The organism is Aliiroseovarius sp. F20344 (genome assembly GCF_023016155.1).
Classification (GTDB): Bacteria; Pseudomonadota; Alphaproteobacteria; order Rhodobacterales; family Rhodobacteraceae; genus Aliiroseovarius.
Genome location: NZ_JALKBG010000008.1, coordinates 1,327,352 through 1,352,376 on the forward strand (window position 1 = coordinate 1,327,352; position 25,025 = coordinate 1,352,376).

23 protein-coding genes and 1 tRNA gene are annotated in these 25,025 nt (G+C 56.2%); 10 read left to right on the forward strand and 14 right to left on the reverse strand.

Annotated features, from left to right (window positions below; genetic code table 11):
* Positions 1-41: 41 nt before the first annotated feature.
* Entirely contained in the window at positions 42-1,796 is a 1,755-nt protein-coding gene (locus MWU55_RS15515) for an acetolactate synthase 3 large subunit (RefSeq protein ID WP_246937614.1), read from the forward strand.
* 13 nt (positions 1,797-1,809) lie between these two features.
* Positions 1,810-2,370 carry an acetolactate synthase small subunit gene (gene ilvN / locus MWU55_RS15520; protein WP_246937617.1) on the forward strand — a complete coding sequence of 187 codons (561 nt, stop codon included), beginning with the start codon at positions 1,810-1,812 and terminating at the stop codon, positions 2,368-2,370.
* 301 nt (positions 2,371-2,671) lie between these two features.
* Here the strand turns inward: ilvN and MWU55_RS15525 are convergent, their stop codons facing one another.
* From MWU55_RS15525 to pdxH, 5 genes are all read right to left on the reverse strand, one after another.
* The gene (locus MWU55_RS15525; protein WP_246937619.1) at positions 2,672-6,373 is read right to left on the reverse strand and encodes a vitamin B12-dependent ribonucleotide reductase; all 3,702 of its coding nucleotides are present in this window, start codon (positions 6,371-6,373) and stop codon (positions 2,672-2,674) included.
* A 685-nt stretch (positions 6,374-7,058) separates the two neighbouring features.
* A tRNA-Pro gene (locus MWU55_RS15530) sits at positions 7,059-7,135 on the reverse strand.
* Positions 7,136-7,203: 68 nt separating this feature from the next.
* Positions 7,204-7,644, reverse strand: coding sequence for a DUF192 domain-containing protein (locus tag MWU55_RS15535; RefSeq protein ID WP_246937621.1), 441 nt, complete (start codon positions 7,642-7,644; stop codon positions 7,204-7,206).
* Positions 7,645-7,706: 62 nt separating this feature from the next.
* Positions 7,707-8,252: a cold shock domain-containing protein gene (locus MWU55_RS15540; RefSeq protein ID WP_246937623.1), complete on the reverse strand. Its 546-nt coding sequence runs from the start codon at positions 8,250-8,252 to the stop codon at positions 7,707-7,709.
* 113 nt (positions 8,253-8,365) lie between these two features.
* On the reverse strand, positions 8,366-8,971 hold the full coding sequence (pdxH, locus tag MWU55_RS15545; RefSeq protein WP_246937625.1) for a pyridoxamine 5'-phosphate oxidase: 606 nt from the start codon (positions 8,969-8,971) through the stop codon (positions 8,366-8,368).
* A gap of 158 nt (positions 8,972-9,129) precedes the next feature.
* Here pdxH and fabI point away from each other — a divergent pair, with 158 nt between their 5' ends.
* Positions 9,130-9,948 (forward strand): enoyl-ACP reductase FabI, encoded by an 819-nt coding sequence (fabI, locus tag MWU55_RS15550; RefSeq protein WP_246937627.1) that lies wholly within the window; start codon positions 9,130-9,132, stop codon positions 9,946-9,948.
* 11 nt (positions 9,949-9,959) lie between these two features.
* Positions 9,960-10,481: a xanthine phosphoribosyltransferase gene (gene gpt, locus MWU55_RS15555; protein WP_246937629.1), complete on the forward strand. Its 522-nt coding sequence runs from the start codon at positions 9,960-9,962 to the stop codon at positions 10,479-10,481.
* 71 nt (positions 10,482-10,552) lie between these two features.
* Here the strand turns inward: gpt and MWU55_RS15560 are convergent, their stop codons facing one another.
* The 3 genes from MWU55_RS15560 to prfA form a co-directional block, all read right to left on the reverse strand.
* Positions 10,553-11,131, reverse strand: a complete 579-nt coding sequence (locus tag MWU55_RS15560) for a DUF4167 domain-containing protein (protein WP_246937631.1) — start codon at positions 11,129-11,131, stop codon at positions 10,553-10,555.
* A 243-nt stretch (positions 11,132-11,374) separates the two neighbouring features.
* The gene (prmC, locus tag MWU55_RS15565) at positions 11,375-12,223 is read right to left on the reverse strand and encodes a peptide chain release factor N(5)-glutamine methyltransferase (RefSeq protein WP_246937633.1); all 849 of its coding nucleotides are present in this window, start codon (positions 12,221-12,223) and stop codon (positions 11,375-11,377) included.
* On the reverse strand, positions 12,220-13,275 hold the full coding sequence (prfA, locus tag MWU55_RS15570) for a peptide chain release factor 1 (protein WP_246937636.1): 1,056 nt from the start codon (positions 13,273-13,275) through the stop codon (positions 12,220-12,222). Before prfA ends, prmC begins: the two co-directional genes overlap by 4 nt.
* Positions 13,276-13,337: 62 nt before the next feature.
* Between prfA and MWU55_RS15575 the strand changes: the two genes are divergently transcribed.
* Positions 13,338-13,634, forward strand: a complete 297-nt coding sequence (locus tag MWU55_RS15575; RefSeq protein WP_246937639.1) for a hypothetical protein — start codon at positions 13,338-13,340, stop codon at positions 13,632-13,634.
* Here the strand turns inward: MWU55_RS15575 and MWU55_RS15580 are convergent.
* The 3 genes from MWU55_RS15580 to MWU55_RS15590 form a co-directional block, all read right to left on the reverse strand.
* Positions 13,569-13,994 (reverse strand): DUF1499 domain-containing protein, encoded by a 426-nt coding sequence (locus tag MWU55_RS15580; RefSeq protein WP_246937643.1) that lies wholly within the window; start codon positions 13,992-13,994, stop codon positions 13,569-13,571. The genes MWU55_RS15575 and MWU55_RS15580 overlap by 66 nt on opposite strands.
* A gap of 57 nt (positions 13,995-14,051) precedes the next feature.
* On the reverse strand, positions 14,052-15,014 hold the full coding sequence (speB, locus tag MWU55_RS15585; protein WP_246937647.1) for an agmatinase: 963 nt from the start codon (positions 15,012-15,014) through the stop codon (positions 14,052-14,054).
* A gap of 66 nt (positions 15,015-15,080) precedes the next feature.
* On the reverse strand, positions 15,081-16,244 hold the full coding sequence (locus MWU55_RS15590; RefSeq protein ID WP_246937650.1) for a M20 aminoacylase family protein: 1,164 nt from the start codon (positions 16,242-16,244) through the stop codon (positions 15,081-15,083).
* 53 nt (positions 16,245-16,297) lie between these two features.
* Here MWU55_RS15590 and mazG point away from each other — a divergent pair, with 53 nt between their 5' ends.
* Both mazG and MWU55_RS15600 read left to right on the forward strand, forming a co-directional pair.
* Positions 16,298-17,140 carry a nucleoside triphosphate pyrophosphohydrolase gene (gene mazG, locus MWU55_RS15595; RefSeq protein WP_246937652.1) on the forward strand — a complete coding sequence of 281 codons (843 nt, stop codon included), beginning with the start codon at positions 16,298-16,300 and terminating at the stop codon, positions 17,138-17,140.
* Positions 17,141-17,235: 95 nt separating this feature from the next.
* A complete protein-coding gene (locus MWU55_RS15600) occupies positions 17,236-18,252 on the forward strand; it encodes a Fe(3+) ABC transporter substrate-binding protein (RefSeq protein ID WP_246937654.1) in 1,017 nt (338 codons plus the stop codon).
* A 47-nt stretch (positions 18,253-18,299) separates the two neighbouring features.
* Here MWU55_RS15600 and MWU55_RS15605 read toward each other — a convergent pair whose 3' ends face one another.
* Together MWU55_RS15605 and uvrA are read right to left on the reverse strand one after the other, a co-directional pair.
* Complete coding sequence (locus MWU55_RS15605; protein WP_246937655.1) at positions 18,300-19,205, reverse strand: patatin-like phospholipase family protein; 906 nt, start codon at positions 19,203-19,205, stop codon at positions 18,300-18,302.
* A 23-nt stretch (positions 19,206-19,228) separates the two neighbouring features.
* A complete protein-coding gene (gene uvrA, locus MWU55_RS15610) occupies positions 19,229-22,090 on the reverse strand; it encodes an excinuclease ABC subunit UvrA (RefSeq protein ID WP_246937657.1) in 2,862 nt (953 codons plus the stop codon).
* 212 nt (positions 22,091-22,302) lie between these two features.
* On the opposite strand from uvrA, the gene MWU55_RS15615 reads away from it, so the two are divergent.
* The 3 genes from MWU55_RS15615 to MWU55_RS15625 all read left to right on the forward strand — a co-directional run bounded on the left by MWU55_RS15615 (position 22,303) and on the right by MWU55_RS15625 (position 23,539).
* A complete protein-coding gene (locus MWU55_RS15615) occupies positions 22,303-22,656 on the forward strand; it encodes a rhodanese-like domain-containing protein (RefSeq protein WP_246937660.1) in 354 nt (117 codons plus the stop codon).
* 102 nt (positions 22,657-22,758) lie between these two features.
* Positions 22,759-23,115, forward strand: a complete 357-nt coding sequence (locus tag MWU55_RS15620) for a metalloregulator ArsR/SmtB family transcription factor (protein ID WP_246937662.1) — start codon at positions 22,759-22,761, stop codon at positions 23,113-23,115.
* A complete protein-coding gene (locus MWU55_RS15625) occupies positions 23,108-23,539 on the forward strand; it encodes an SRPBCC domain-containing protein (protein WP_246937664.1) in 432 nt (143 codons plus the stop codon). Before MWU55_RS15620 ends, MWU55_RS15625 begins: the two co-directional genes overlap by 8 nt.
* A 64-nt stretch (positions 23,540-23,603) precedes the next feature.
* Here the strand turns inward: MWU55_RS15625 and lpdA are convergent, their stop codons facing one another.
* Positions 23,604-24,998 (reverse strand): dihydrolipoyl dehydrogenase, encoded by a 1,395-nt coding sequence (lpdA, locus tag MWU55_RS15630; RefSeq protein WP_246937666.1) that lies wholly within the window; start codon positions 24,996-24,998, stop codon positions 23,604-23,606.
* Positions 24,999-25,025: the final 27 nt, after the last annotated feature.

Here is a 25,025-nt window from a genome sequence, read left to right on the forward strand (position 1 = left end):
GGGGCTTTTTTATGAGAAGTGCACGTGGAACGGAGAAGAAGATGACACGTCAAATGACCGGAGCGAAAATGGTGGTTCAAGCCCTGAAGGATCAGGGTGTGGACACAGTCTTTGGCTATCCCGGAGGCGCTGTCCTACCGATTTACGACGAGATTTTTCAGCAAAATGACATTCGCCACATCTTGGTACGTCATGAACAAGGTGCCGTACACGCAGCCGAAGGCTATGCGCGTTCGACAGGTAAGCCGGGCGTTGTCCTTGTAACGTCGGGCCCTGGTGCCACCAACGCTGTGACCGGCTTGACCGATGCTCTTTTGGATTCCATTCCGCTGGTTGTTCTGACCGGTCAGGTTCCGACTTTCATGATCGGCACGGATGGCTTTCAGGAAGCGGATACCGTCGGCATCACCCGCCCCTGCACCAAGCATAACTGGCTTGTGAAAGAGACCGACAAGCTGTCAGACGTCATCCATCAGGCGTTCCATGTCGCGATCTCGGGCCGACCGGGGCCAACCCTGATCGACATCCCCAAAGATGTGCAGTTTGCGACCGGCACCTACACCCCGCCAGCAAAGGTAGAAACCGGACATTATCAGCCGCAGATGCGTGGCGATATTAACGCGATCACCGAACTGGCCGAGCTGATGGAAACTGCAGAGCGACCGGTTTTCTATACGGGTGGTGGCGTGATCAACTCTGGCCCCGCTGCCAGCCAGCTTCTGCGCGAGCTTGTGGATGCCACAGGTTTCCCAATCACCTCGACCCTGATGGGTCTGGGTGCCTACCCTGCCTCGGGCGAACACTGGCTAGGCATGCTGGGCATGCACGGGCTCTATGAGGCCAACATGGCAATGCATGGCTGCGACCTGATGATCTGTGTTGGCGCGCGCTTTGACGACCGGATCACCGGTCGCGTGGATGCGTTCAGCCCGAACTCGAAGAAAGCCCATATCGATATTGATCCAAGCTCGGTCAACAAGGTGATTCATGTGGATCTGCCGATCATCGGCGATGTTGGACACGTTTTGGAAGACCTGCTGAAGGTTTGGAAGGCCCGCGGCCGTAAGACCAACAAAGACGGTCTGAAAGGTTGGACAGCGCAAATCGCGGATTGGAAAGAGCGTCGTTGCCTGAGCTACAACAACACTGACAACGTCATTCAGCCGCAACATGCGCTGGAACGTCTTGAGGCGCTGACCAAAGACAAAGACCGCTATGTGGCGACAGAAGTTGGACAACACCAGATGTGGGCTGCCCAGTTCATGGGCTTTGAAGATCCCAATCGCTGGCTTACGTCAGGTGGTCTGGGCACAATGGGCTATGGCCTGCCCGCCTCGCTGGGGGCGCAAATCGCGCATCCCGACGCCTGCGTGATCAACGTGGCGGGCGATGCGTCCTGGCTGATGAACATGCAGGAAATGGGAACGGCCGTTCAGTTCCGCGCGCCGATCAAACAGTTCATTCTGAACAATGAACGTCTGGGTATGGTGCGACAGTGGCAGGAACTTCTGCATGGCGAGCGCTATTCGCACAGCTGGTCGGAAAGCCTGCCGGACTTCGTGAAGCTGGCCGAAGCATTCGGGTGCAAAGGTCGTCAAGTGTCAGATCCCGCCGAGCTGGATGACGCCATTCAGGAAATGCTCGACTATGACGGGCCGTTCATCCTGGATGTTCTGGTCGAAAAACATGCAAACTGCTTCCCGATGATCCCCTCGGGCGCACCGCATAATGAAATGCTCATGGGCGAAGCTGAAACGCAGGGCGTTATCGGTTCTGCCGGCGCAACTTTGGTTTAAGGAGGGTCTCTAAATGTCTGCACTCAAGATCAAAAAAGGCTCTTCCAGCAAGTCCGCTTATAACCTGCGCGACCCGAATTTGGACGTGATTGAAAGCCATACGCTTACCTGTCTGGTGGACAACGAAGCGGGTGTTTTGGCACGTGTGATCGGGTTGTTCGCAGGCCGTGGCTATAACATCGAAAGCCTGACCGTGGCCGAGGTTGATCACGAAGGTCACCTGTCGCGCATCACCATCGTGACCACCGGCACCCCTGCGGTGATCGAACAGATCAAAGCCCAGTTGGGCCGCATCGTGCCCGTGCACGAAGTTCATGACCTGACCGTTGAAGGTCAGTCCGTCGAACGGGAACTGGCGCTATTCAAGGTGGAAGGCACCGGCGACAAACGGGTCGAGGCACTGCGCCTTGCGGATATCTTCCGCGCCAATGTGGTGGATTCAACGCTGGACAGCTTTGTGTTTGAGATCACCGGCACGACCGAAAAGATCGACGCGTTTGCTGACCTGATGCGGCCTCTTGGCCTGATCGAAGTGGCCCGCACCGGCGTCGCGGCCTTGTCTCGCGGCATCTAAGAACAGCTTACAAAACAGACGAAACGCCCCGGTGATGTGGTCACCGGGGCGTCTTTCTTTGGCCAGTCCGCACCCGGATGCCGCGCTCAAAATACCCGTCACGCAAAAAAACGGGGCGCCGCAAGGGCACCCCAGTTTCACTGATAGGGCTCTGATTGATACCGCCCGGTTTATTTTGCCTGCGGCCCTATCCGTGTCAGGGGCGAGCGCACCCGCCCCGTGTCAGGATGGGGGGCATCCCCCAACCCACCCTAACCTTGCCAGAGCCACCCCTTGGGAGTAGGCGGCCCTGACGCAACTCTTAGCTACAGCCCGTGGTCGATCCGCAAGTGTTGCACTTCATGCAGGTGCCGTTGCGCACCAAGGTGTAGTTGCCGCATTCGCCACAGGGGTCGCCTTCGTATCCCTGCATCTTGGCTTTCGTACGCGCATCGATCGAGTTCACTGTGCCTGTCGAAACACTGGTCTCGGTGACCATGGTTTCGGTGACCACTGTGCCCGCGGTTTCCGGCACGAGCGTGTTCAGCGCCCCAACCGGATCGGTGCCCGTCAACGCGGTTGCACCCACTTCAGCCCCGCCCTGCAGCACTACCAGCTCTTGCGGCAAACGCTTACGCAGATACCCGGTCGAGCTGATTTGTTTCAGCACTTCCAAGGACTTGGTCGCTGCGGTCTCGGACGGTTCCTGAACGTTGGACACGCCTTCTTCTTCGCCACGGCCCAGATCGTCGAACGCAGCACCTTGCGGTTTCACATGCGCCAGATCGGTGCGGTCCAGATAGGACACGGCCAGTTCGCGGAAGATGTAGTCAAGGATCGACGTCGCGTTCTTGATCGAGTCGTTGCCCTGAACCATGCCCGCCGGTTCGAACTTGGTGAAGGTGAAAGCGTCTACGAATTCCTCAAGCGGAACGCCGTATTGCAGACCTACGGAAACGGCGATGGCGAAGTTGTTCATCATCGCACGGAAGCCAGCGCCTTCCTTGTGCATGTCGATGAAAATCTCACCCAGATTGCCGTCTTCATACTCGCCCGTACGCAAGTAAACCTTGTGCCCACCCACGATGGCTTTCTGAGTGTAGCCCTTACGGCGTTCAGGCAGCTTTTCGCGGCCACGCGCCACTTCTTTGATCACCACTTTCTCGATGATCTTCTCGGCCAATGTGACAGCTTTTTCGTGGGTCGAACCCGACGCCAGAATTTCTTCTGCTTCTTCGTCATCTTCGACCAGAGCCGCCGCCAAAGGTTGGCTGAGTTTCGAGCCGTCGCGATAAAGCGCATTGGCCTTCACACCCAGCGACCAGCTGAGTTCATACGCCTTCTGGCAGTCTTCGATCGTCGCATCATTCGGCATGTTGATCGTTTTCGAGATCGCACCCGAAATGAAGCTCTGCGCTGCGGCCATCATGTAGATATGGCTGTCAACACTCAGGAAACGCTTGCCTTTTTTACCGCACGGGTTGGCGCAGTCGAAGACATTGTAATGCTCTTCCTTCAGGTGCGGCGCCCCTTCCAATGTCATCGTGCCAAGCACGTGATCATTCGCAACTTCGATGTCCTGACGGGTGAATCCAAGGTGACGCAGCAGGTTAAATTCGGGATCGTTTAGCTTCTCAGCTGGAATACCCAGAACGTTGGTGCAGAACTCCTCGCCCAATGTCCACTGGTTGAAGACGAAACGGATGTCGAACGCCGACGATAGCGCCGCCTCGATTTTTTCGATCTCATTCTGACCAAAGCCGTGACCGATCAACGTTGTGTGGTTGATCGCAGGCGCGTTGCCCATGGAGCCGTGACCGACCGCATAAGCGATGATTTCTTCAATCTCGGCACTGTTGTAACCCAGCTTTTCAAGGGCAGCGGGAACCGAACGGTTGATGATCTTGAAGTAACCACCACCGGCCAGTTTCTTGAATTTCACCAGCGCGAAGTCAGGCTCAATCCCGGTTGTGTCGCAGTCCATCACCAGACCGATGGTACCGGTCGGGGCAATCACCGACACTTGCGCGTTGCGATAACCGTGTTTTTCACCAAGCGCATAGGCTTCGTCCCATGCGCCCATTGCCAGATCAACCAGCTTTGCGTCGGGGCAGTTCTTCAGGTCCAACGGAACCGGCTTCACCGCCAGATCCTCGTACCCTTCGCTAGCCCCATATGCGGCGTTGCGGTGGTTGCGGATGACGCGCAGCATGTGATCTTTGTTGCGCTCATAGCCTTCAAACGCACCCAGCTCACCTGCCATCTCTGCAGACGTCGCATAAGACACACCAGTCATGATCGCGGTCAGAGCCCCACAGAGCGCGCGGCCTTCGTCACTGTCATAGCCAAAGCCCATGTTCATCAGCAGACCGCCAATGTTCGCATAGCCCAGACCCAGCGTGCGGAAGACATACGACAGCTCGGCGATTTCTTTCGACGGGAATTGCGCCATCATCACCGAGATTTCCAGCGTGATGGTCCACAGACGCGTGGCGTGCATGTAATCTTCGGCCTGGAACACACCATCCTTCAGGAAAGTCAGAAGGTTCATAGAGGCGAGGTTACAGGCAGTGTCATCCAGGAACATGTATTCCGAGCACGGGTTCGACCCGCGGATCGCGCCATCTTCCGGGCAGGTGTGCCAAGCGTTTACAGTATCGTGATACTGGATGCCCGGATCGGCACAGGACCACGCGGCGTGTCCAATCTGCTCCCACAGATCTCGCGCTTTGATAGTCTTGGCAACCGAACCATCTGTGCGGCGGATCAGTTCCCAGTCAGCGTCGTCTTCAACGGCTTTCAGGAAGCTGTCAGTCACGCGAACCGAGTTGTTCGAGTTCTGGCCGGAAACGGTAGCGTAAGCCTCTGAATCCCAGTCAGTATCGTAGGTCGGGAATTCGATCGAGCCAAAGCCCTGCTTTGCATAATCCAACACGCGCTTGACGTAGTTTTCGGGAATTGCCACTTTTTTGGCCGCCCGAATTGCACTTTTCAAGCTTTCGTTGACCTTGGGGTCATAGGCGTCTTCTTCTTTGCCATCCCAAGCACGAATGGCTGCAAAGATGTGGTTCAGATGCTCCTCATGCATCTTCGAACCCGCGACGAGCGACGCAACCTTCTGCTCTTCTTTGACCTTCCAGTTAATGTATTCTTCGATATCCGGGTGATCCGCATCAACGATCACCATCTTGGCCGCACGACGTGTGGTGCCGCCCGATTTGATCGCGCCAGCAGCGCGGTCACCGATCTTCAGGAAGCCCATCAGGCCCGAAGACTTGCCGCCGCCGGACAGCGCTTCATTAGCAGCCCGTAGGGACGAGAAGTTGGTGCCCGTGCCCGAGCCGTACTTGAACAGGCGCGCTTCGCGGACCCACAGGTCCATGATGCCGCCGTCGCTTACCAGATCGTCACCGACGGACTGAATGAAGCAAGCGTGCGGTTGCGGATGCTCATAGCTGGATTTCGATTTGGTCAGCTTGCGGGTCTTGTGATCCACATAATAGTGACCCTGCGCAGGGCCATCGATACCGTAGGCCCAGTGCAAACCCGTGTTGAACCACTGTGGCGAGTTCGGCGCGGCGCGTTGGCTGGCCAACATGTGGCGCATCTCGTCAAAATAGGTGCGTGCGTCTTCTTCGGTGGTGAAGTAGCCACCTTTCCATCCCCAATACGCCCAGGCGCCAGCCAAACGGTCAAACACCTGCTTGGCCGAGGTCTCGCCCCCGAACCGTTCGTCTTCGGGCAGATCAGCCATGGCTTTGTCGTCTGGCACCGAACGCCACAGGAATTCAGGAACGTCTTTTTCCTTAACCTTCTTCAGAACCGCCGGTACGCCTGCTTTACGGAAGTATTTCTGCGCAATCACATCAGAAGCCACTTGGCTCCAACTCGTGGGGACTTCGCATTCGTCCAGTTTGAATACGATCGTGCCGTCAGGGTTTCGAATTTCAGAAGAAGTCGTGGTGAACTCCAGCTCCGAATAAGCGCCCTGCCCCGATTTTGTGAATTTGCGTTCAATCTTCATTGTGCCTGTCCAGTCCCTTCAGTCTGTCTTTGCGCCGCGCAGCACAAAGAACCTGCCCTAATCGATAAAATTTCCACGCTGGTCGTGGTGACAGGAAATTAGACATAGGATCACCGCCGAGTGCCGCATCCACCGAAGTAGAGCACCCTGATAACTTCAATATCGAAGCTTGGTCCCTGTTTCGTCCCGCCTAACCACCAGCCACTATATATTGTGGCCTTGCGACTAGCTCCCACAAACTGGCGTAGTGACCCCTAGATCGTCAACGAAAAATTCATAGATATCCCCAACTCTTTTCTGTTGACGTGTCTCGTCGAACTTCTGGTGGTTCGAGTTAGTTTGATTCTCGGATCGCTCAACTGAAAAGAGAGCGTATCTTTTGCTAGGAAATTGGCCTGTTTACGCTCCAATCGAAACAATCTGCTTGAAGCAATGGGCGATTCTTTCATCGCGTTAAGGAACTGTGGCCAAAATGTTGAATCCATATTTGCTTAACGCCGAAAGCGTTAACAAACATGTGTCGAACGGCATCGACAACAACGACTCACGTGGCAATGCGTCGAGCAAGTTCGTTCAATATACTGTGCACACCAGAAGTGATTCATTGTAATTGAACGCGCATTTGCCATGCAGCGCCAAACCCAAAGCAATTGGGCTATTCAATACTGAACTGAATGAAAGTTGGTGGTCGGGACGGCAAGATTCGAACTTGCGACCTACGGTACCCAAAACCGTCGCGCTACCAGGCTGCGCTACGCCCCGAACGCCCCCTCCTTACCGATGTGTTCCGGCAATGAAAAGAGGTAAAACAGCCAAAATTCGCAGTCAGTCTATTCGGTTGGTGCAACAGGAGCACAAGGCCAGGCTGCATCGGCCTGATCGAAGGCCGGATGCTGCAGTTCGCTGCCCTCATCGATGCCGAATCGCGCAGCAATACCTCCGTTCACTTCTAAAACAGCTCGAACACCCGCCCCGCCATCAATCAATGTCGTGTCGTGAGGAATCGCATTGTGATGAACACGCGAGACTGTTCCGTCTTCCTGCACAAAGATCATGTCCAACGGGATCAGCGTGTCTTTCATCCAAAACCCGACTTGTTGCGGCTGTTCGAATAAGAAGAGCATGCCGTGTGTAGTTGGTAGAGCTTCGCGAAACATCAGGCCTTTGGCACGTTCACGCGGATCATCTGCCACTTCGATGGTGAACGCCGCCTGCCCCCATGGGCCGCGAACGCTAACGCGATCCGGCTCACACTCCGCAGCCCACGCCATCGGCGCGCAGAAAAATCCAGCAAAACTGAGAATATGAATCAGACCAACGCGCAAAGCGAGGGTCACTCGGCTGTGCCGCCTTCAACGGCCGCATCCCAAGCGTGGACGGAAACCGCCATCTTACCGCGTTTTCCGTCAGCGGCTCGGATGCTGATCGCCTCGCCTGGCTGAAGATCGGCCAAGCCGGAACGCCGCAGAACTTCGACATGTACAAAGATGTCTTCCGAACTTCCAAACGCATTTGCGAAACCAAAGCCTTTGGCTTTGTCGAACCACTTCACACGGGCGGGTTCCATATCGCCAATGCTTTCGGGATCGACCAGACCTTCTACGATCTCTTCCAACTCGTTGATCTCGCTGCCTTCTGGGGGCGTGATCGACAAAACACTAACGGCCTGACGACCGCGATCCGTGGCTTGTACTGTGATCTCAATACTTGAGCCGTCAGCGACTGAGCTTTGGCCAAAATTGCGCAGAACATTGGCGTGCAGCAGGATATCCGCTCCACCCTCGTTCGCGACAACGAAGCCGAACCCCTTGTTCGGATCGAACCACTTGACCTGCCCTTGCACCACATCTGGCACGCGAGCGTCATCGATCTGCGCCATATCTACCTCTAGCAATTTGCGTCCCCGACACACTATTGGGATGTTTATTCAAACGACGCAAGCCCCACCGCCCTGTATTTTTGGTTAGGTCAATCCAAATTCAAGTATGCTTTTCAAGGATTCAGGCGGGTAACCTGCCATGCCTCGTCGGGCTTGGATCGAGCCCACCTAAACCGGTCGTGAAGCCTAAAAGCACCATCTGCCCAGAACTCGATTTCGACAGGTTGGATCCGATATCCACCCCAAAATAAGGGCCTTTGAGGCGTCGGCCCATGCTGTGCGGTGACCTTCGCAACCTTCGCCATCAGACTGGCCCGCGATGCCAGCGGCTGGCTCTGACGCGACGCCCAAGCGCCCAGTTTGCTCTTCAGTGAACGCGAGGAAAAATAATTATCTGCCTGCACACCCTCTTCCCGTGTAACGAGACCCCGGACACGCACTTGTCGCCTTAAACTTTTCCAATGCATGACGAAGGCGGCTTTGCCGGCCTGTTCGATCTCATCGGCTTTGACGGATCCGTAATTTGTGTAGAAGACAAATGCGTCATCCTCGATATCTTTCAACAGAACCATTCGGGCGTTGGGCAAGCCGTCCGCATCCACCGTAGAAAGCGCAATCGCGTTGGGATCATTCACTTCGCCTTTCTCGGCCTCGGCCAACCAGTTACGTGCAATGACAAACGGGTCATCCCCCGCGAAGATACCGTCACGTTCAGACATTTGCTTTCCTTTTCACTCACATCAGTATTGCACATTGTTACAAAACTGTTTGGCCAAATCCCGCCAGATCACAAGCACATAGCGCCATGCCGGACTTGAAGACAAACGGTCAATCGCCTAAACGGTCTTATCGCAGTATCCCGGGACGAGGAACATATATGTCGACCGAATTGATGAAGGGAAAGCGCGGCCTGATTATGGGGCTCGCAAACGACAAGTCCATTGCATGGGGCATCGCAAAGGCTTGTGCCGATGCTGGCGCCGAGCTGGCCTTTTCGTATCAGGGCGAGGCCTTGAAGAAACGTGTGGGGCCTTTGGCAGAACAGCTGGGGTCAGACATCATGATTGAATGTGACGTCGCCGACCAAGGGTCGATTGACGCGTTGTTCAATGCATTGGAAGCCAAGTGGGGCAAGCTTGACTTCATCGTGCACGCCATTGGTTTCTCTGATAAAAACGAGCTTCGCGGTCGTTACGTTGACACCAGCCCAGAAAACTTCCGCATGACCATGGACATCTCGGTCTACAGCTTTACCGCCGTCGCCCGTCGCGCATCTGCGATGATGACCGAAGGTGGATCCATGCTGACTCTCACCTACTACGGTGCCGAGCAAGTCATGCCGCATTACAACGTCATGGGCGTTGCCAAAGCGGCGCTGGAGGCTTCGGTGCGCTACCTTGCCGAGGATCTGGGCAAAGACGGTATCCGCGTGAACTCGATTTCGGCAGGTCCGATCAAAACGCTGGCCGCCTCTGGCATTGGCGATTTCCGCTATATCCTTAAATGGAACGAGCTAAACTCGCCCCTGCGCCGCAATGTGACCATTGGGGACGTTGGCAACTCGGCCCTGTATCTGCTGTCCGATCTGGGCGCAGGCGTTACGGGTGAAACCCATCACGTTGATGCGGGCTATCACGTTGTCGGTATGAAAGCCGTCGACGCGCCTGATATCGATGTGACCACCGGCCGCAAATAAGGAGCCCTGCCATGAGCGATCATCGTCTGCCTCACGAAAAGGGATTTCACATCAGCTGGGATCAGATTCACCGTGACAGCCGGGCCTTGGCTTGGCGTCTGGATGGACAAGGCCCAGATGATGGGGCTTGGCGTGCCGTTGTGGCGATCACGCGTGGCGGTATGGCCCCTGCAATGATCGTCAGCCGCGAGCTGGACATCCGCACCGTCGACACGATCAGCGTGAAATCCTATCACGCGGGCGGTGGCAAAGCGGACAAGCAAAGCGATGCAGAAGTGCTGAAATCGCCGGATGCTGATCTGATGGGCGACGGCACAGGCATTTTGATCATCGACGATCTGGTAGATAGCGGCAAAACGCTGGAACTGGTGCGTGAGCTTTATCCCAACGCTCATTTCGCCACAGTTTATGCCAAGCCCAAGGGGCGCCCGATGGTTGACACCTTCATCACCGAGGTCAGCCAGGATACCTGGATCTTCTTCCCTTGGGATATGGCGTTGCAATACGTCGAACCCTATCGCGGTACTGACTAACGCTAAAAACTGTTTTCAAACTAAAAAGCCCCGGCTGTGCCGGGGCTTTTTTTTGATATCATTTAGAAAACTTATTCTGCTGCTTCGCCCGAGCTATCTGCATCTGGCTGAGGTGTAGCCTCGGTCGACTTTTCTTCGCTGCGTGCAGGCTTGCGTGGCTTGCGTGTGCGCGGAGATTGACGACGTGGCTTGCTTTCGGGTGTTTCCACCAATCCGTTGTCACCATCATCCGCCATCTCAGGTTGCGGAGATTGAGACAGATCTGGCTGATCCCCTTCGCCCGGCACCGGTTGATCCCCACCAGGGGTCACATCCGAGGCTGCGCGATCCGCACGGGCATCTTTTTCACGCTGTTGGCGTTCGCGGTTCTGCTGGTCAGCTTGCTGGCGGCGGTTGTCAATCTCGCGCTGAGCTTCGCCCAGAAGGCGGGTGTAATGCTCGGCGTGTTGTTGGAAATTCTCACCTGCCACGCGGTCGTTCGACAGGAACGCATCCCGAGTCAGCTGGTTGTATTTGTCGATAATCTGCTGCGGCGTTCCGCGCACCTTCCCCTCAGGGCCAGAACTGTCATACACGCGATTGATAATGTTGCCGGGGTTATTCCGGTTGCGGTTCGACTTGTTGCGCGAACGTGATTTCGACGATCTCATATATATTTTCCGATTTCAGCACAGTCTTGCGGCATCCGCCGCGCTGTTGTCTCGGACATTAGCTGTTAAACAACCAGATGATCCGATTTTGAGGGCTTGTTCGCAACGGCTGTCCTGCCGGACTGCATCGCTGCTTGTTATTGCTAACCATGCGTCCCAACAAAAGACAAGCCTTATGTGAAAAAATTGCCGCAATTCGCAGTATTTCGCGCGGTTTTGGGGGTTTCGAACACACCCAAGCGGTCAGCACCGATCCAACCCCGATGCAGCAACAACGCGATCTTTTCCCGACAGGTCCTTATGCACCAGAACGTCCTTGAACCCGGCAGCGCGACATAAGGCCGTAACATCTGTGGCCTGTTCGTAACCGATTTCCAGAAGCATACGGCCGCTTGGTACCAGAAACTCTGCCACACGGCTTATGATGCGGCGATAGGCCTCCAACCCGTCACCACCCGGCGTCAGCGCCATATGCGGTTCCCAATCGTGAACCTCGGGTGCTAAGGCGCCCATCTCGTCCTTCGTGATATAGGGCGGGTTTGAAACGATCAGGTCGAATTGTTTTGTTGGCTCCAGCGGATCAAACCAGCTGCCCTGCATAAGTGTTGCCCGTGTCGCGACATCAAGCTGCGCCGCGTTGCGCTCGGCAACCTCTAACGCCTTGTCTGACAGGTCTACCCCAATCCCAATGGCGTCGGGCATTTCGGCCAGTAGGCTAAGTAATATGCAGCCAGACCCCGTTCCAAGGTCCAACACCGATGCAAACGGCTGTGATATCGCCAAATCAACGATCAGCTCTGTGTCTGGGCGTGGATCCAGCACGTCTTGGGTGACAACGAAATCCCGTCCATAAAACGCGCGCAATCCTACGATTTGTGCAACCGGTTGACGATTGCAGCGGGCGTCAACAAAGCGTTCGAATGCGGTCGCCTGTTCTGGTGTAACCTCATCATGAAGCACCAAGGTCAAACGGCTGCGATCCACCTGCAATGCATGGGCCAAGAGAATACGCGCATCTGGTGCCGGATCATCAATCCCGACTTCACGCAAACGCGCCACAGCCTTGGCCAGCAGCACCGATCCGGTCGTCACGCGTCCAGATCCGCAAGCTGCGCCGCCTGCGCCTCGGCTGTCAGAGCATCCACGATCTCGTCAAGGTCCCCGCCCATGATCTGATCCAGCTTGTAAAGCGTCAGATTGATACGGTGATCGGTCATGCGGCCTTGCGGGAAATTATAAGTTCGGATCCGTTCTGAACGGTCCCCCGACCCCACCTGAGATTTCCGATCTGCCGCCCGTTCACTGTCAACACGCTGCCGCTCAAGGTCATAAAGCCGCGTTTTCAGCACTTGCATCGCAATCTCGCGATTGCGGTGCTGAGACTTCTCGGAACTGACCACCATGATCCCCGTGGGCAGGTGAGTGATCCGTACGGCCGAATCCGTCGTGTTCACGTGCTGACCACCAGACCCGGACGCGCGCATCGTATCGATACGCAAATCACCGGGATCAATCTGGATGTCCACGTCTTCAGCTTCAGGCAGTACCGCGACCGTCGCGGCCGAAGTATGGATACGCCCGCCACTTTCCGTTTCGGGCACGCGCTGTACACGGTGCACGCCGCTTTCATATTTCAGACGGGCAAACACACCTTCGCCCTTCACATGTGCGGTGACTTCTTTAACACCGCCAAGTTCGGACAGGCTTTGTTCGACAATATCAAAGCTCCAACCGCGGGATTCTGCATAACGCTGATACATCCGCAGCAAATCACCTGCGAAAAGTGCGGCTTCGTCTCCACCGGTTCCGGGCCGAATTTCAATCATCGCAGGCCGTGCATCTGCCGCATCTTTGGGCAGCAGGGCCAGCCGCATTGCTTGCTCCATTTCGGGCAAGCGCTCGCGCAGGCTGGGCAATTCTTCCTCGGCCAACTCACGCATATCTGGGTCATCCAGCATAAGCTCTGCCTCGGCGATATCGCCCAGCAATTGCTGATAGCTGATGATCTCGTCGACCACCGGCTTCAACTCGGCATATTCGCGCCCCAGAGCGGCGATTTCATCCCCAGATAGGCCTTCGGCCATGCGGGCTTCGAGATACTGAAAGCGCTCGGTGATCGCGTTGAGTTTTACCATAGGAACCATGGGGATGGTGTCTATGATTACGCAGATTTGGTCAAGAGGCACGGGCGTGCTAGACTGCGCATATGATCTATCGCGCTACGCTCTTTTTCTTGATGCTAACCACACCCAGCTTTGCAGATGTCACCGGACCGGGTGGTAAGGTAATCGACTGCTATTGTACCGACAGCCAAGGGGGTCGGGTCGAGCTTGGACAGTCCATCTGTTTGTTCGTCGATGGGCGCGCGTTTATGGCCCTGTGTGACATGAGCCTGAACGTTCCGATATGGCGTGATACCGGTCAGGGCTGCGTCTCATCACGGGGCAGCGAAGAGCAATTCAATCCATTGCCCCACTCGACGCCCATTAACCCCAACATCTGAACTTCCAATGACAAGATGCGCATGGATGTGCAGATTGTTTTCAGCCACCCATATGCGTGTGACATCCGGAAACCCGAACAGCCGCGACCGGGTTACGAAGCTATAACCCTCATCGGCGGGCACTTCGGTTGTCCCGTCGCTTTGGCGCACGAGTTCAAGCAGCTGTGGCACCGCATCCTCTGGCAGGTCGGCCAAAGGAACGACCTGCTTTACCCCACCTTTTAAGTCATGAACTCCAACCTCGTTTGGCCCCGGTGTTGCATGAAAGCGCGTGCGGTCAATTGGCTTTAGTCGCGCATAAACCGCGAAAGCAGCCAGCAGCAGCGCAATCACACCGAGGAGTGCAATAATGAGTTTCATGATGTGTTTCGAACCCTTGTAGCTATCGTCGCAGGATCAATTCCAGACGTCCATGCATTAACTACGTTTGGGGAAGGCCCAAAGGTTCAAAATCTCCATCGCAACATGCGCGCCAGCGATTGCCGTGGCCCCGGTGGTATCAAATGGCGGAGACACTTCAACCACATCGCCGCCAACCACGTTTATCCCAGCAAGATCACGCAAGATGATCGATGTCTGCGCTGAGGTCAAACCACCCCAAACCGGTGTTCCGGTGCCGGGTGCAAAGGCCGGGTCCAGCGCGTCGATGTCGAAGGTCAGATAGGTTTTGTTGTCGCCAAGGATCGATTTGATCTTTTCCACGACCGCTGCCGGGCCAGTTTCGTGCACTTCGCGCGCGTCAATGATGTTCACGCCCAGCGTGTCTTCATTGGTGGTGCGAATACCCACCTGTACCGAGCGCGCGGGATCAATCAGCCCCTCTTTCACCGCCTTATAAAACATCGTTCCATGATCCACGCGCGTCATGTCGTCATCAGCCCATGTGTCAGTATGGGCATCGAATTGCAGCAGGCTGAGCGGTCCGTGCTTTTTCACATGCGCCCGCAGGATCGGAAAGGTGATGTAGTGATCCCCACCTAACGTCAAACAGGCCGCATCCTGATCAAGGATCGATGTGATATGCGCCTCAAGCGTCGCCGGAAACTGATCAATATGGGCATAATCAAAAGCCAGATCGCCGTAATCTGCGATGGCGAATTCGGACAGCACATCAAAGCCCCAGCCATAGGCGGGATCAGGGGATTGCAGCGCTGAAGCTTCGCGGATCGCGCGCGGGCCAAGCCGCGTGCCGGGGCGGTTGGTCACCGCTTGATCAAAGGGCACGCCGGTTACTGCAATATCCACGCCCGAAAGGTCTTTGGCATAGCGTCGGCGCAGGAATGAGGTCACACCCCCGAAGGTGTTTTCAAAGGACAGCCCCTTGAACCCGTCGCGTGTCAGCGCGGTGTCGACCTGTTTGCTTGCGTCTTCCAAAGCCATGGCGATGCTCCTTGTTTTGACCGTCGTAACACAGGCCATCTAGGCTGACTAGGTAATTTGATCAAATTAATCCAACCTGTACTTCTGTTCAACCAAACGGGCAAAGAAGCTTGCCCCGATGGGGGACACGTCGTCGTTAAAGTCAAACTTCGGGTGATGCAGGCCAGCGCCCTCGCCCTGCCCGATGAACAAATACGCGCCGGGCCGTTCGTTTAACATGTAAGCAAAGTCTTCGGCGCCCATCTCGCGCCCGCTATTGGGATGCACCAACGCCTTGCCCGAGACGCCTATGGCAGCTTGCGCGGCCTCCGCGACGGCATCAGCATCGTTGATTGTGGGCGGATAGCCGCGGTCATAACTAACCTCTGCCGTGACACCAAAGCTGGCCGCCTGCCCCGCAATCACATCCCGTATGCGGGTTTCCAACATGTCGCGCACTTCCGGATCAAAGGATCGCACCGTGGCCCCGAACCACGCCGTTTCGGGGATGATGTTATCTGCCGTGCCGCCCTCGATCTGCGTGACGGAAATCACCGCCTCATCCATCGGGTTTAAATTGCGCGTCAGGATGGATTGCAGCGCCTGCACCATCGACACCATCGCGATGATCGGATCGACCGTTTCATGCGGATAGGCCCCGTGCCCACCGCGCCCCGTAATCGTAACGCGCAAAGTATCAACTGCCGCCATGATCGGTCCGGGTGTGGTGGCGAAACTTCCTACCTCATTGCCGGGCATCGTGTGCAGCGCAAAGACCTCGGCGATGTTGAACCGATCCATCATGCCTTCGTCGCACATGTATTTGGCCCCGCCGAAGTTTTCTTCGGCTGGCTGAAAGATCAGCGCCACACGACCTTTGAAGTTTCGCGTTTCCGCCAGATAGCGCGCAGCCCCAAGAAGCATCGTGGTGTGACCATCATGCCCACAGGCATGCATCATGCCCGGCACGGTCGAAGCATGGTCCACCCCGGTTTCCTCCTGCATCGGCAGCGCGTCCATATCCGCGCGCAAACCAATCGTCGGACCATCCCCCTGCCCGTTGATCACAGCAACCACACCCGAAACGCCAATCTTCTCGTGAACCGCGTCCACCCCGAAGGCGCGCAGCTTGTCGACCACAAAGGCAGCCGTGTCGTGACACTCCAACCCAAACTCCGGATGAGCATGCAAATGTCTGCGCCACGCCTTCATATCCTCAGAAAACGCGCCTATGCGGTTGATGATTGGCATGAGTTGCTCCTATCAATATGACGAAACACAATCCCGAAAAGGCACAGAATGCAATGAGCAAATCGCTGAACAAAGCCGCCTCTGACGCGCTGGTCCATGACCCCAACGGCGGTATGGACCGTCTGCGCGAAATCATGCGGCGTTTGCGCGACCCTGATAATGGCTGCCCGTGGGATATCGAGCAGGGCTTCGCCACGATCGCCCCCTATACGATCGAGGAAGCTTACGAAGTCGCTGATGCGATCGAGCGCGAGGCTTGGGGGGAGTTGAAGGGCGAACTGGGCGATCTGCTATTCCAATCCGTCTTCCACGCACAGATGGCCGAGGAAAAAGGGCTTTTCAGCTTTGATGAGGTCGCAGACACCATGTCTGACAAGATGGTCACCCGCCATCCGCATGTTTTCGGCGATGAGAACCGCGACAAATCCGCTGAACAGCAGACCCGCGACTGGGAAACGATCAAAGCTGCCGAGCGGGCCGAAAAGGCGCAAGAAGGCGTACTGGATGGGGTGGCGATTGGCCTGCCTGCCCTGCTGCGCGCAGGTAAGCTGCAAAAACGCGCGGCCCGCGTAGGGTTTGATTGGCCCGAGATTGGCATGGTGCTGGACAAAATCAGCGAAGAGGCCAAAGAGCTGGCCGAGGCGCGCGACGAATTGGGTCCAAAGGAAGTTCGCGAGGAAATGGGGGATTTGCTGTTTGTCATGGCCAATCTCGCACGGCACCTTAACGTCGAACCAGAAGAGGCCCTACGTCACGCCAACGCCAAATTCGAACGCCGTTTTAAAGGGATCGAACGTCGGCTGGCTGCGGAAGGCAAGTCGCCAGAGCAATCCACACTGGAAGAAATGGACGCGCTATGGGACGCTGAGAAGGCGGCGGAGCGGGCCGCAAAGTAACCTGCGACAAATTCTCCGATTATTTTTATCAGGTATTGACCCTAGTGAAAGACTCGGGTTTAAGCGCACTATCGAAACCTAAGGAGATTTGTTCGATGAAAACTGTTCGCACACTTGCCACGGCCGTTGTTGCGGCCTCAGCCCTTACCCCCGCCGCTGCAAGTGCTGACGAGGTTAATGTCTATTCCTACCGTCAACCCGAGCTGATCCAGCCGTTGATGGATGCGTTTCAGGACGAGACCGGCATCACCATCAATGTGGCGTTTCTAAAACAAGGTGTGGTGGAACGCCTTGAAGCTGAAGGAAAACGCAGCCCCGCCGACCTGATCATGACCGTCGACATCTCGCGCCTTGCAGGCGTTGTAGAAGCAGGACTAACCCAGACAGTCGATTCCGAAACGCTGGATGCCAACATCCCTGCTGAATACCGCGATCCCGGCGACCAATGGTTCGGTCTAACCTCGCGCGCTCGCATTGTATACGCGTCAAAAGACCGTGTCGCAGACGGTGAAGTGACTACCTATGAAGACCTTGCCGACCCGAAATGGAAAGGCCGCATCTGCACCCGATCAGGCACCCACAGCTACACGCTTGGCCTTGTGTCCGCGCACCTGACCCACCATGACGCGGCCTCGACCAAAGCGTGGCTTGAAGGCGTGAAGGCCAATCTGGCCCGCAAACCGCAGGGCAACGACCGTGCGCAGGTGAAAGCGATCTGGGCTGGTGAATGCGATATCTCGATCGGCAACACCTACTACATGGGCAAAATGCTGGCAGACGAAGAGCAGAAGGAATGGGCCGACAGCGTAAACGTCATCTTCCCAACATTCGAAGGATCAGGCACCCACGTGAACCTGTCCGGTATGGCGCTGGCCAAACACGCCCCGAACAAGGAAAACGCCATCAAGCTGATGGAATTCCTATCCTCACCCAAAGCGCAGGAAATCTATGCCTCGCAGAACTACGAATATCCCATTGCACCGGGCACAAAGGCTGATGACATTGTGACCAGTTGGGGAGAGTTCACCGCAGATGGCGTAAACCTGATGGATGTTGCCGGACATCGCGCGGACGCGCTAAAACTGGTTCAGGAAGTCGATTTCGACGGCTGATCCCTGATAGCCCTAAACAAAAGCCTGGCGTGTCGCCGGGCTTTTTTTCATGCGCAGGCTTCGCGGATCTGATTAGCCTGCGACATGGTACGCGCATATCCCATCGTGATCGCCTCGGCTCCGCGGTGCAACTCCAACACGGTCAGATTGGTAAACCCCATATTGATCAACACATGCGGGGGATCGCCCGCTAGACGAGCACGACGAATTTGATCGCTCATGATGTCTACAGTGGCGTTCAACACCTCGAAGTAGTTAGGCTTTCCCGGCTCAGCTTTGGCATCCGGGTCTAGTCCAAGAGCCTGATTCCACTCAGGCGGCAACTGCGCTGCAGCCCACGCTTCTGCGCTCTGAGTGGGCTGGGGCGGCTTCCAGAACCGTCCACGCGGTTTGGCATTGGGATTCACGGCAATCGTCACCTCGGCCCCCATCGCGCGCGCCATTGATACCGGGATCGGATTCGACAAGCCGCCATCCAACAGCCAGTGTCCTTCGTGTTGGATGGGGCTGAACACACCTGGAATGCCAACCGACCCGCGTACTGCGGGGTACGTCGGGCCCTTCTGCAACCAGATTTCGCGCCCGGTCTCCATATCGGTGGCGACGGCCCCAAAAGGGCGCGGGAGTGCTTCGATCCGATCCGGCACGCCAATGTTGCGCAACATCACCTCGATCTCGCGCGCTTCAACCAGACCGCCCGAGCCGAGCCGGACATCCATCAACCCAACATATTTTCCAGGAGTGAGTGCAAGAACCCAAGCTTCCAACGCATCCAGTCGATCCGCCGCCCATGCGGCCCCAACAAGGGCCCCCATTGAGCAGCCCGACACGACAGCCGGTTCGATCCCCAATTCTTCAAGCGCGCGCAAGACACCGATATGGCACCAGCCACGCGCGCCTCCCGACCCAAGGGCGAGGCCAATCGTTGGTTTTCGGTTCTCGATCGCCCTCATTTACCTTCTCTTTCCATAGGCGCCTATTTCGGCAACATGTCTTTCAGATAATGACCTGTATAGCTCTCAGTCACTTTCGCGACCTGCTCGGGCGTGCCTTTGGCAACCACCGTACCGCCGCCGTCGCCGCCTTCAGGACCAATATCGATGATGTGGTCAGCGGTTTTCACGACATCCAGATTGTGTTCGATCACCACAACGCTGTTGCCCTGATCCACCAATTCATGAAGCACTTCCAACAACTTGCGCACATCTTCAAAATGCAGCCCCGTTGTGGGTTCATCCAGAATGTAGAGCGTGCGGCCGGTGGAGCGTTTCGAGAGTTCCTTAGACAGCTTAACCCGCTGCGCCTCGCCCCCTGACAGGGTCGTGGCCTGCTGCCCCACTTTGATATAGCCCAGCCCCACACGCATCAGTGCGTCCATCTTGTCACGAATGGATGGTACAGCCTGGAAGAACTCTTGCGCATCCTCGACGGTCATATTCAGCACATCAGCAATCGACTTGCCCTTGAACTGAACCTCAAGCGTTTCGCGATTGTACCGCGCACCTTTGCAGGTTTCGCATTGCACATAGACGTCTGGCAGGAAGTGCATTTCGATCTTGATAACGCCGTCGCCTTGACAGGCCTCGCACCGTCCGCCCTTTACGTTGAAGCTGAACCGACCAGGCTTGTAGCCGCGTGTTTTCGCCTCTGGCAGGCCCGCGAACCATTCGCGAATGGGGGTGAACGCGCCGGTATAGGTCGCAGGGTTCGACCGCGGTGTCCGCCCGATGGGGCGCTGGTCGATGTCGATCACCTTATCCAGATGCTCTAAGCCTTTGATGGTCTCGCAGGGCGCGGGCGTCTGGCGCGCGCCATTCAGCCGCATCGAGGCGGTCTTGAACAAGGTCTCAATCGTCAGCGTGGATTTCCCCCCGCCCGACACACCGGTCACACAAACAAACTTGCCCAACGGGAAGTCAGCGGTCACGTTTTGCAGGTTGTTGCCCGTAGCCTTTTTCACCGTGATTTTTTTGCCATTGCCCTTGCGCCGCTTGGCGGGCACCGCGATCTCGCGTGTACCCGTCAAGTATTGACCCGTGATGGAGTTCTCACAGGCCTCGATATCCGCAGGCGTGCCGTGGGCGATGACTTCTCCGCCATGGACACCCGCCCCCGGACCAATATCAAAGACATAATCAGCCTCGCGGATCGCTTCTTCGTCATGCTCAACGACAATCACAGTATTGCCCTGATCGCGTAGGTTCTTCAGTGTGGTCAGCAGCCGGTCATTGTCGCGCTGGTGCAGCCCGATGGACGGCTCGTCGAGCACATAAAGCACGCCTGTAAGACCAGATCCGATCTGACTGGCCAAACGGATCCGCTGACTTTCGCCGCCCGACAGCGTGCCCGAGTTACGGCTGAGCGTCAGGTATTCAAGCCCGACATTGTTCAAGAACCCAAGCCGCTCGCGAATCTCTTTCAAGATCGCGCGGGCGATCTCGTTCTTCTGGGCGGTCAGATGGTTGGGCGCGTCTTCGACCCAAGCCAGCGCCTCGCGGATCGACATTTCGACCACCTGCCCCACATGCAGAAGATTTTCCTTGTCATCAGCAGGGCCGATCTTCACCGCCAAAGCCTCGTCGCGCAGACGGTAGCCCCCGCAGGCTCCACAGGGACGATTGTTCTGATACCGTTCGAATTCTTCACGAATCCAGTTCGAATCCGTCTCGCGATAGCGGCGCTCCATATTGGGGATCACGCCTTCAAACGGTCGGGTCACCTCGTAAACGCGCCCGCCCTCGTCAAAGCGGAACTTAATCTCGTCCTCGCCCGAGCCGTAAAGAAACACTTGCTGCACATGAGCAGGCAAGTCTTTCCACGGCGTGTTCTTGTCGAACTCGTAATGTTTCGCAATCGATTCAATCGTTTGCAGGAAGTAGGGCGACTTTCCTTTGCGCCAAGGGGCAAGCGCTCCGTCGTAGACCTTCAGCGTTGCATCCGGCACCACGAGACGTTCATCAAAGAAGAGCTCTTTGCCCAATCCGTCGCAGTCCGGGCAGGCTCCGAAAGGGGCGTTGAACGAAAACAGACGCGGTTCGATCTCGGGAATGGTGAAGCCCGACGCCGGGCAGGCAAAGTTTTCCGAGAAGGTTATGATCTCAGATTCACCCTCTTTCGGGGCGGTCTCAAACAAAGCGATCCCATCAGCCAGATCAAGCGCTGTGCGGAAACTGTCGGCCAGCCGCTGCTCCATCCCCTCGCGCACCACAACGCGGTCCACCACCACGTCGATATTGTGGCGGAACTTCTTGTCCAGCGTGGGTGGAGCGTCCAACTCGTACATCTCGCCATTCACTTTGACACGCTGGAAGCCCTTTTTCTGAAGCTCTTGAAATTCCTTACGATATTCGCCTTTTCGGTCCCGCACGATGGGGGCCAGCAGATAGGCACGCGTGCCCTCTTCCATCTGCATGACACGGTCCACCATATCCTGCACCTGCTGGGCCTCGATTGGCAGGCCCGTGGCAGGGGAATAAGGTGTCCCTGCGCGGGCAAAGAGCAGGCGCAAATAGTCATAGATCTCGGTCACAGTTCCGACGGTTGAGCGTGGGTTTTTTGATGTCGTCTTCTGCTCGATGGAAATCGCAGGTGACAGACCCGCGATGTGATCCACGTCAGGTTTTTCCATCATATCAAGGAATTGTCGCGCATAGGCCGACAGGCTTTCGACATAGCGCCGCTGCCCTTCTGCATAGATCGTATCGAAGGCCAAAGACGACTTGCCAGACCCAGAAAGCCCGGTGATCACCACAAGTTGATCGCGCGGAATATCCACATCAATGGATTTCAGATTGTGCTCGCGTGCGCCGCGGACTTGTATTTCTTTCAGCTCGGCCATTCTGACCCCCAATTCATCGTTGCTTAACCGTTAGGGCAAAGAAAAAGGAGAGACAATGGTAAAGTTAGAACATTGCAGGAACATACCGCCATCCCCTGACATGCACTTCGCTTACATTCTATTTCTTGAATATTTATGGATTAAATAGGTTGAACCGTATATGCTGAAGCCTATATCCCCTCTCAAACGCATATGCGTAAAGGAGCAACGAGATGTTTGGTTTCATGACTGGCGGTGCAAAAATGGACCCGCGCGATGCGGTCGCCAAGGTTAATGCAGGCGAGATCAATCTGATTGACGTGCGCGATCACGGAGAAGTGCAAATGACAGGCAAAGCAAAAGGCGCCGTGGTTGTGCCTCTGTCCGTGATGCCATTCCAGTGCGATCCGAAAGGGCCCGACTTCAACACGGAAATCGATACCTCAAAACCCGTGGCACTATACTGCGCATCCGGCGCACGTTCCGCGCAAGGCGCGCAGGTTCTAAAGCGCCTTGGGTTTGAGGATGTCTACAACATTGGCGGGCTGGGTCATTGGCATCAGGCGGGCGGAGAGATCACCCGCTAACTTCCCTACCCTAGAATTTGGAAACCGCGTTGGCTCTGCCCTGCGCGGTTTTTCATTACCTAAATCATCATTCACCCAAAAGGTTGACTGAATGAAATCACCATGTTATTCACCCATATGGTTGAACGACAAGACACCGACCGCCTCGCCACGGTCTTGAAAGCCGCAGCTGACCCAACGCGTCGCTCTATCCTGACACTGCTCGCACAGGAAGGGCCGCTAAGGATCACGGATATCGCTGCGCGTTTTGACATCAGCCTCAATTCGGTCTCAAAGCACATCAAGGTGCTGGAAACTGCCGGGTTGGTGACGCGACGCACCGAATGGCGTGAACATTTGATTGAAGTGCAGATGGGACCACTTTCGCTTGTTGATCAATGGTTTAATGAACTCCGGTCGATCTGGGCGCTACGCCTGGACGCCCTCGAAGCTGCCTTGAAGGAGGACGACAATGACTGAACTATCGCTTGAGATTACCCGCCACATCCCCCACCCGCCCGAACGTGTGTTCGATGCTTGGTTGAACCCGAAGATGCTGGCAAAATTTATGGTGCCCGGCCCCGGCGTGACCATCCCCGAGGCCAAAGTTGACGCCAAAGTCGGCGGTCAATTTCTGATCTTGATGCGCGTACCCGAGGCAGGCGATCTGCCTCATTCGGGCGAATACCACGTGATTGACCGTGCCAACCAATTGGCCTTCACATGGGTATCGCATAACAGCGCCGAGGATTCGGTGGTCACGCTTAATTTCGTGCCCAAAGACGGCGGTACCGATCTGACACTTCGTCACGTGCGCTTTCCTTCGGAACAGAGCCGCGATGACCACACTGGCGGCTGGAACCGTATTCTGGACGCACTTGCCGGGCTTGAAGTCTTCGCCTGAGCACCCTCAAGAAAAGAAAAGGCCGGGCGACTAACCCGGCCTTTTCTGTTTATTTCACAGTATCTTACATGTGGATAACGCGGTCGTAAGCGTCCAGCACAGCCTCGTGCATGCTTTCCGAGATCGTCGGGTGCGGGAAGACCGTGTGCATAAGCTCTTCTTCCGTGGTCTCCAACGTCTTGCCGACCACATAGCCTTGGATCATCTCGGTCACTTCCGGACCGACCATGTGGGCGCCCAGAAGCTCTCCAGTTTTGGCATCAAAGATGGTTTTGATCATGCCGTCGGGGTCGCCCATAGCGATGGCTTTACCGTTGCCGATGAACGGGAAGCGGCCGACTTTGATGTCATAGCCCTGCTCTTTCGCCTTGGCTTCGGACAGTCCGACCGAGGCCACCTGCGGGTGACAATAGGTACAGCCAGGGATGCTTTCGGGCTTCACGGGATGGGCGTGCAGGCCTGCAATTAGCTCGGCAACCATCACACCTTCATGGCTGGCTTTGTGGGCAAGCCACGGCGCACCCGCGATGTCGCCAATCGCATAAAGGCCATCCACGCCAGTGCGGCAATGCGCGTCCGTGATCACATGGGTGCGGTCGATTTTCACGCCAAGCGCTTCCAGACCCAGACCTTCCACGTTGCCAACGATGCCAACGGCGGAAATCACGGTGTCGAACTCTTGTTTTTCGACCTTGCCACCTACTTCGATATGGGCGGTGACTTTGCCTTTGGCGCGGTCGAGCTGCTTGACCATGGCTTTTTCCATGATCTTCATGCCTTGTTTGACGAAGGACTTCTTTGCGAAGGCCGAGATCTCGGCGTCTTCTACTGGCAGTACGCGATCCATCACCTCGACAACGGTGGTATCAGCGCCCAAGGTATTGAAGAAGCTCGCAAATTCGATGCCAATCGCGCCCGACCCAATGACCAGAAGTTTCTTCGGCATGCGCGGCGGGTTCAGCGCGTGTTTGTAGGTCCAGACCAGATCGCCGTCAGCCTCCAGCCCCGGCAATTCACGTGCACGTGCGCCGGTGGCCAGAACGATGTTCTTGGCGGTCAGCTCTTCCGTGCCTTTTTCGGTCTTGACCGAAACCTTGCCCTTGGCGGGGATCGTGGCTTCGCCCATCACCACGTCGACTTTGTTCTTTTTCATCAGATGACCGATGCCGCCTGACAATTGGGCCGCGACGCCGCGCGAGCGTTTCACGATGGCGGGCAGATCATAGTCGATCTTGCCAGCTGACAGACCAAATTCCTTGGCACGGTGCATCAAATGGAACACTTCGGCTGAGCGCAACAGCGCTTTGGTTGGGATACATCCCCAGTTCAGACAGATACCGCCAAGATGCTCGCGTTCGACGATCACCACCTTCTGGCCCAACTGAGCCGCCCGGATAGCTGCCACATAGCCGCCCGGCCCTGCGCCGATCACGATGGTATCATATGCCTTACCCGCCATGGGGGATCCTCCTCATCCAAAAAGTAG

Bases quoted from the DNA above. Each gene is read 5' to 3' on its own strand.
- MWU55_RS15515 (WP_246937614.1), top strand. From the start codon at position 42: ATGACACGTCAAATGACCGGAGCGAAAATGGTGGTTCAAGCCCTGAAG.
- fabI (WP_246937627.1), top strand. From the start codon at position 9,130: ATGTCGACCGAATTGATGAAGGGAAAGCGCGGCCTGATTATGGGGCTC.
- MWU55_RS15525 (WP_246937619.1), bottom strand. From the start codon at position 6,373: ATGAAGATTGAACGCAAATTCACAAAATCGGGGCAGGGCGCTTATTCG.
- uvrA (WP_246937657.1), bottom strand. From the start codon at position 22,090: ATGGCCGAGCTGAAAGAAATACAAGTCCGCGGCGCACGCGAGCACAAT.
- MWU55_RS15600 (WP_246937654.1), top strand. From the start codon at position 17,236: ATGAAAACTGTTCGCACACTTGCCACGGCCGTTGTTGCGGCCTCAGCC.
- pdxH (WP_246937625.1), bottom strand. From the start codon at position 8,971: ATGTCTGAACGTGACGGTATCTTCGCGGGGGATGACCCGTTTGTCATT.
- speB (WP_246937647.1), bottom strand. From the start codon at position 15,014: ATGGCTTTGGAAGACGCAAGCAAACAGGTCGACACCGCGCTGACACGC.
- MWU55_RS15575 (WP_246937639.1), top strand. From the start codon at position 13,338: ATGATCTATCGCGCTACGCTCTTTTTCTTGATGCTAACCACACCCAGC.
- prfA (WP_246937636.1), bottom strand. From the start codon at position 13,275: ATGGTTCCTATGGTAAAACTCAACGCGATCACCGAGCGCTTTCAGTAT.
- ilvN (WP_246937617.1), top strand. From the start codon at position 1,810: ATGTCTGCACTCAAGATCAAAAAAGGCTCTTCCAGCAAGTCCGCTTAT.
- MWU55_RS15580 (WP_246937643.1), bottom strand. From the start codon at position 13,994: ATGAAACTCATTATTGCACTCCTCGGTGTGATTGCGCTGCTGCTGGCT.
- MWU55_RS15590 (WP_246937650.1), bottom strand. From the start codon at position 16,244: ATGCCAATCATCAACCGCATAGGCGCGTTTTCTGAGGATATGAAGGCG.
- MWU55_RS15560 (WP_246937631.1), bottom strand. From the start codon at position 11,131: ATGAGATCGTCGAAATCACGTTCGCGCAACAAGTCGAACCGCAACCGG.
- MWU55_RS15605 (WP_246937655.1), bottom strand. From the start codon at position 19,205: ATGAGGGCGATCGAGAACCGAAAACCAACGATTGGCCTCGCCCTTGGG.
- MWU55_RS15535 (WP_246937621.1), bottom strand. From the start codon at position 7,644: ATGGCGTGGGCTGCGGAGTGTGAGCCGGATCGCGTTAGCGTTCGCGGC.
- MWU55_RS15615 (WP_246937660.1), top strand. From the start codon at position 22,303: ATGTTTGGTTTCATGACTGGCGGTGCAAAAATGGACCCGCGCGATGCG.
- lpdA (WP_246937666.1), bottom strand. From the start codon at position 24,998: ATGGCGGGTAAGGCATATGATACCATCGTGATCGGCGCAGGGCCGGGC.
- MWU55_RS15620 (WP_246937662.1), top strand. From the start codon at position 22,759: ATGTTATTCACCCATATGGTTGAACGACAAGACACCGACCGCCTCGCC.
- MWU55_RS15540 (WP_246937623.1), bottom strand. From the start codon at position 8,252: ATGGCGCAGATCGATGACGCTCGCGTGCCAGATGTGGTGCAAGGGCAG.
- gpt (WP_246937629.1), top strand. From the start codon at position 9,960: ATGAGCGATCATCGTCTGCCTCACGAAAAGGGATTTCACATCAGCTGG.
- MWU55_RS15625 (WP_246937664.1), top strand. From the start codon at position 23,108: ATGACTGAACTATCGCTTGAGATTACCCGCCACATCCCCCACCCGCCC.
- mazG (WP_246937652.1), top strand. From the start codon at position 16,298: ATGAGCAAATCGCTGAACAAAGCCGCCTCTGACGCGCTGGTCCATGAC.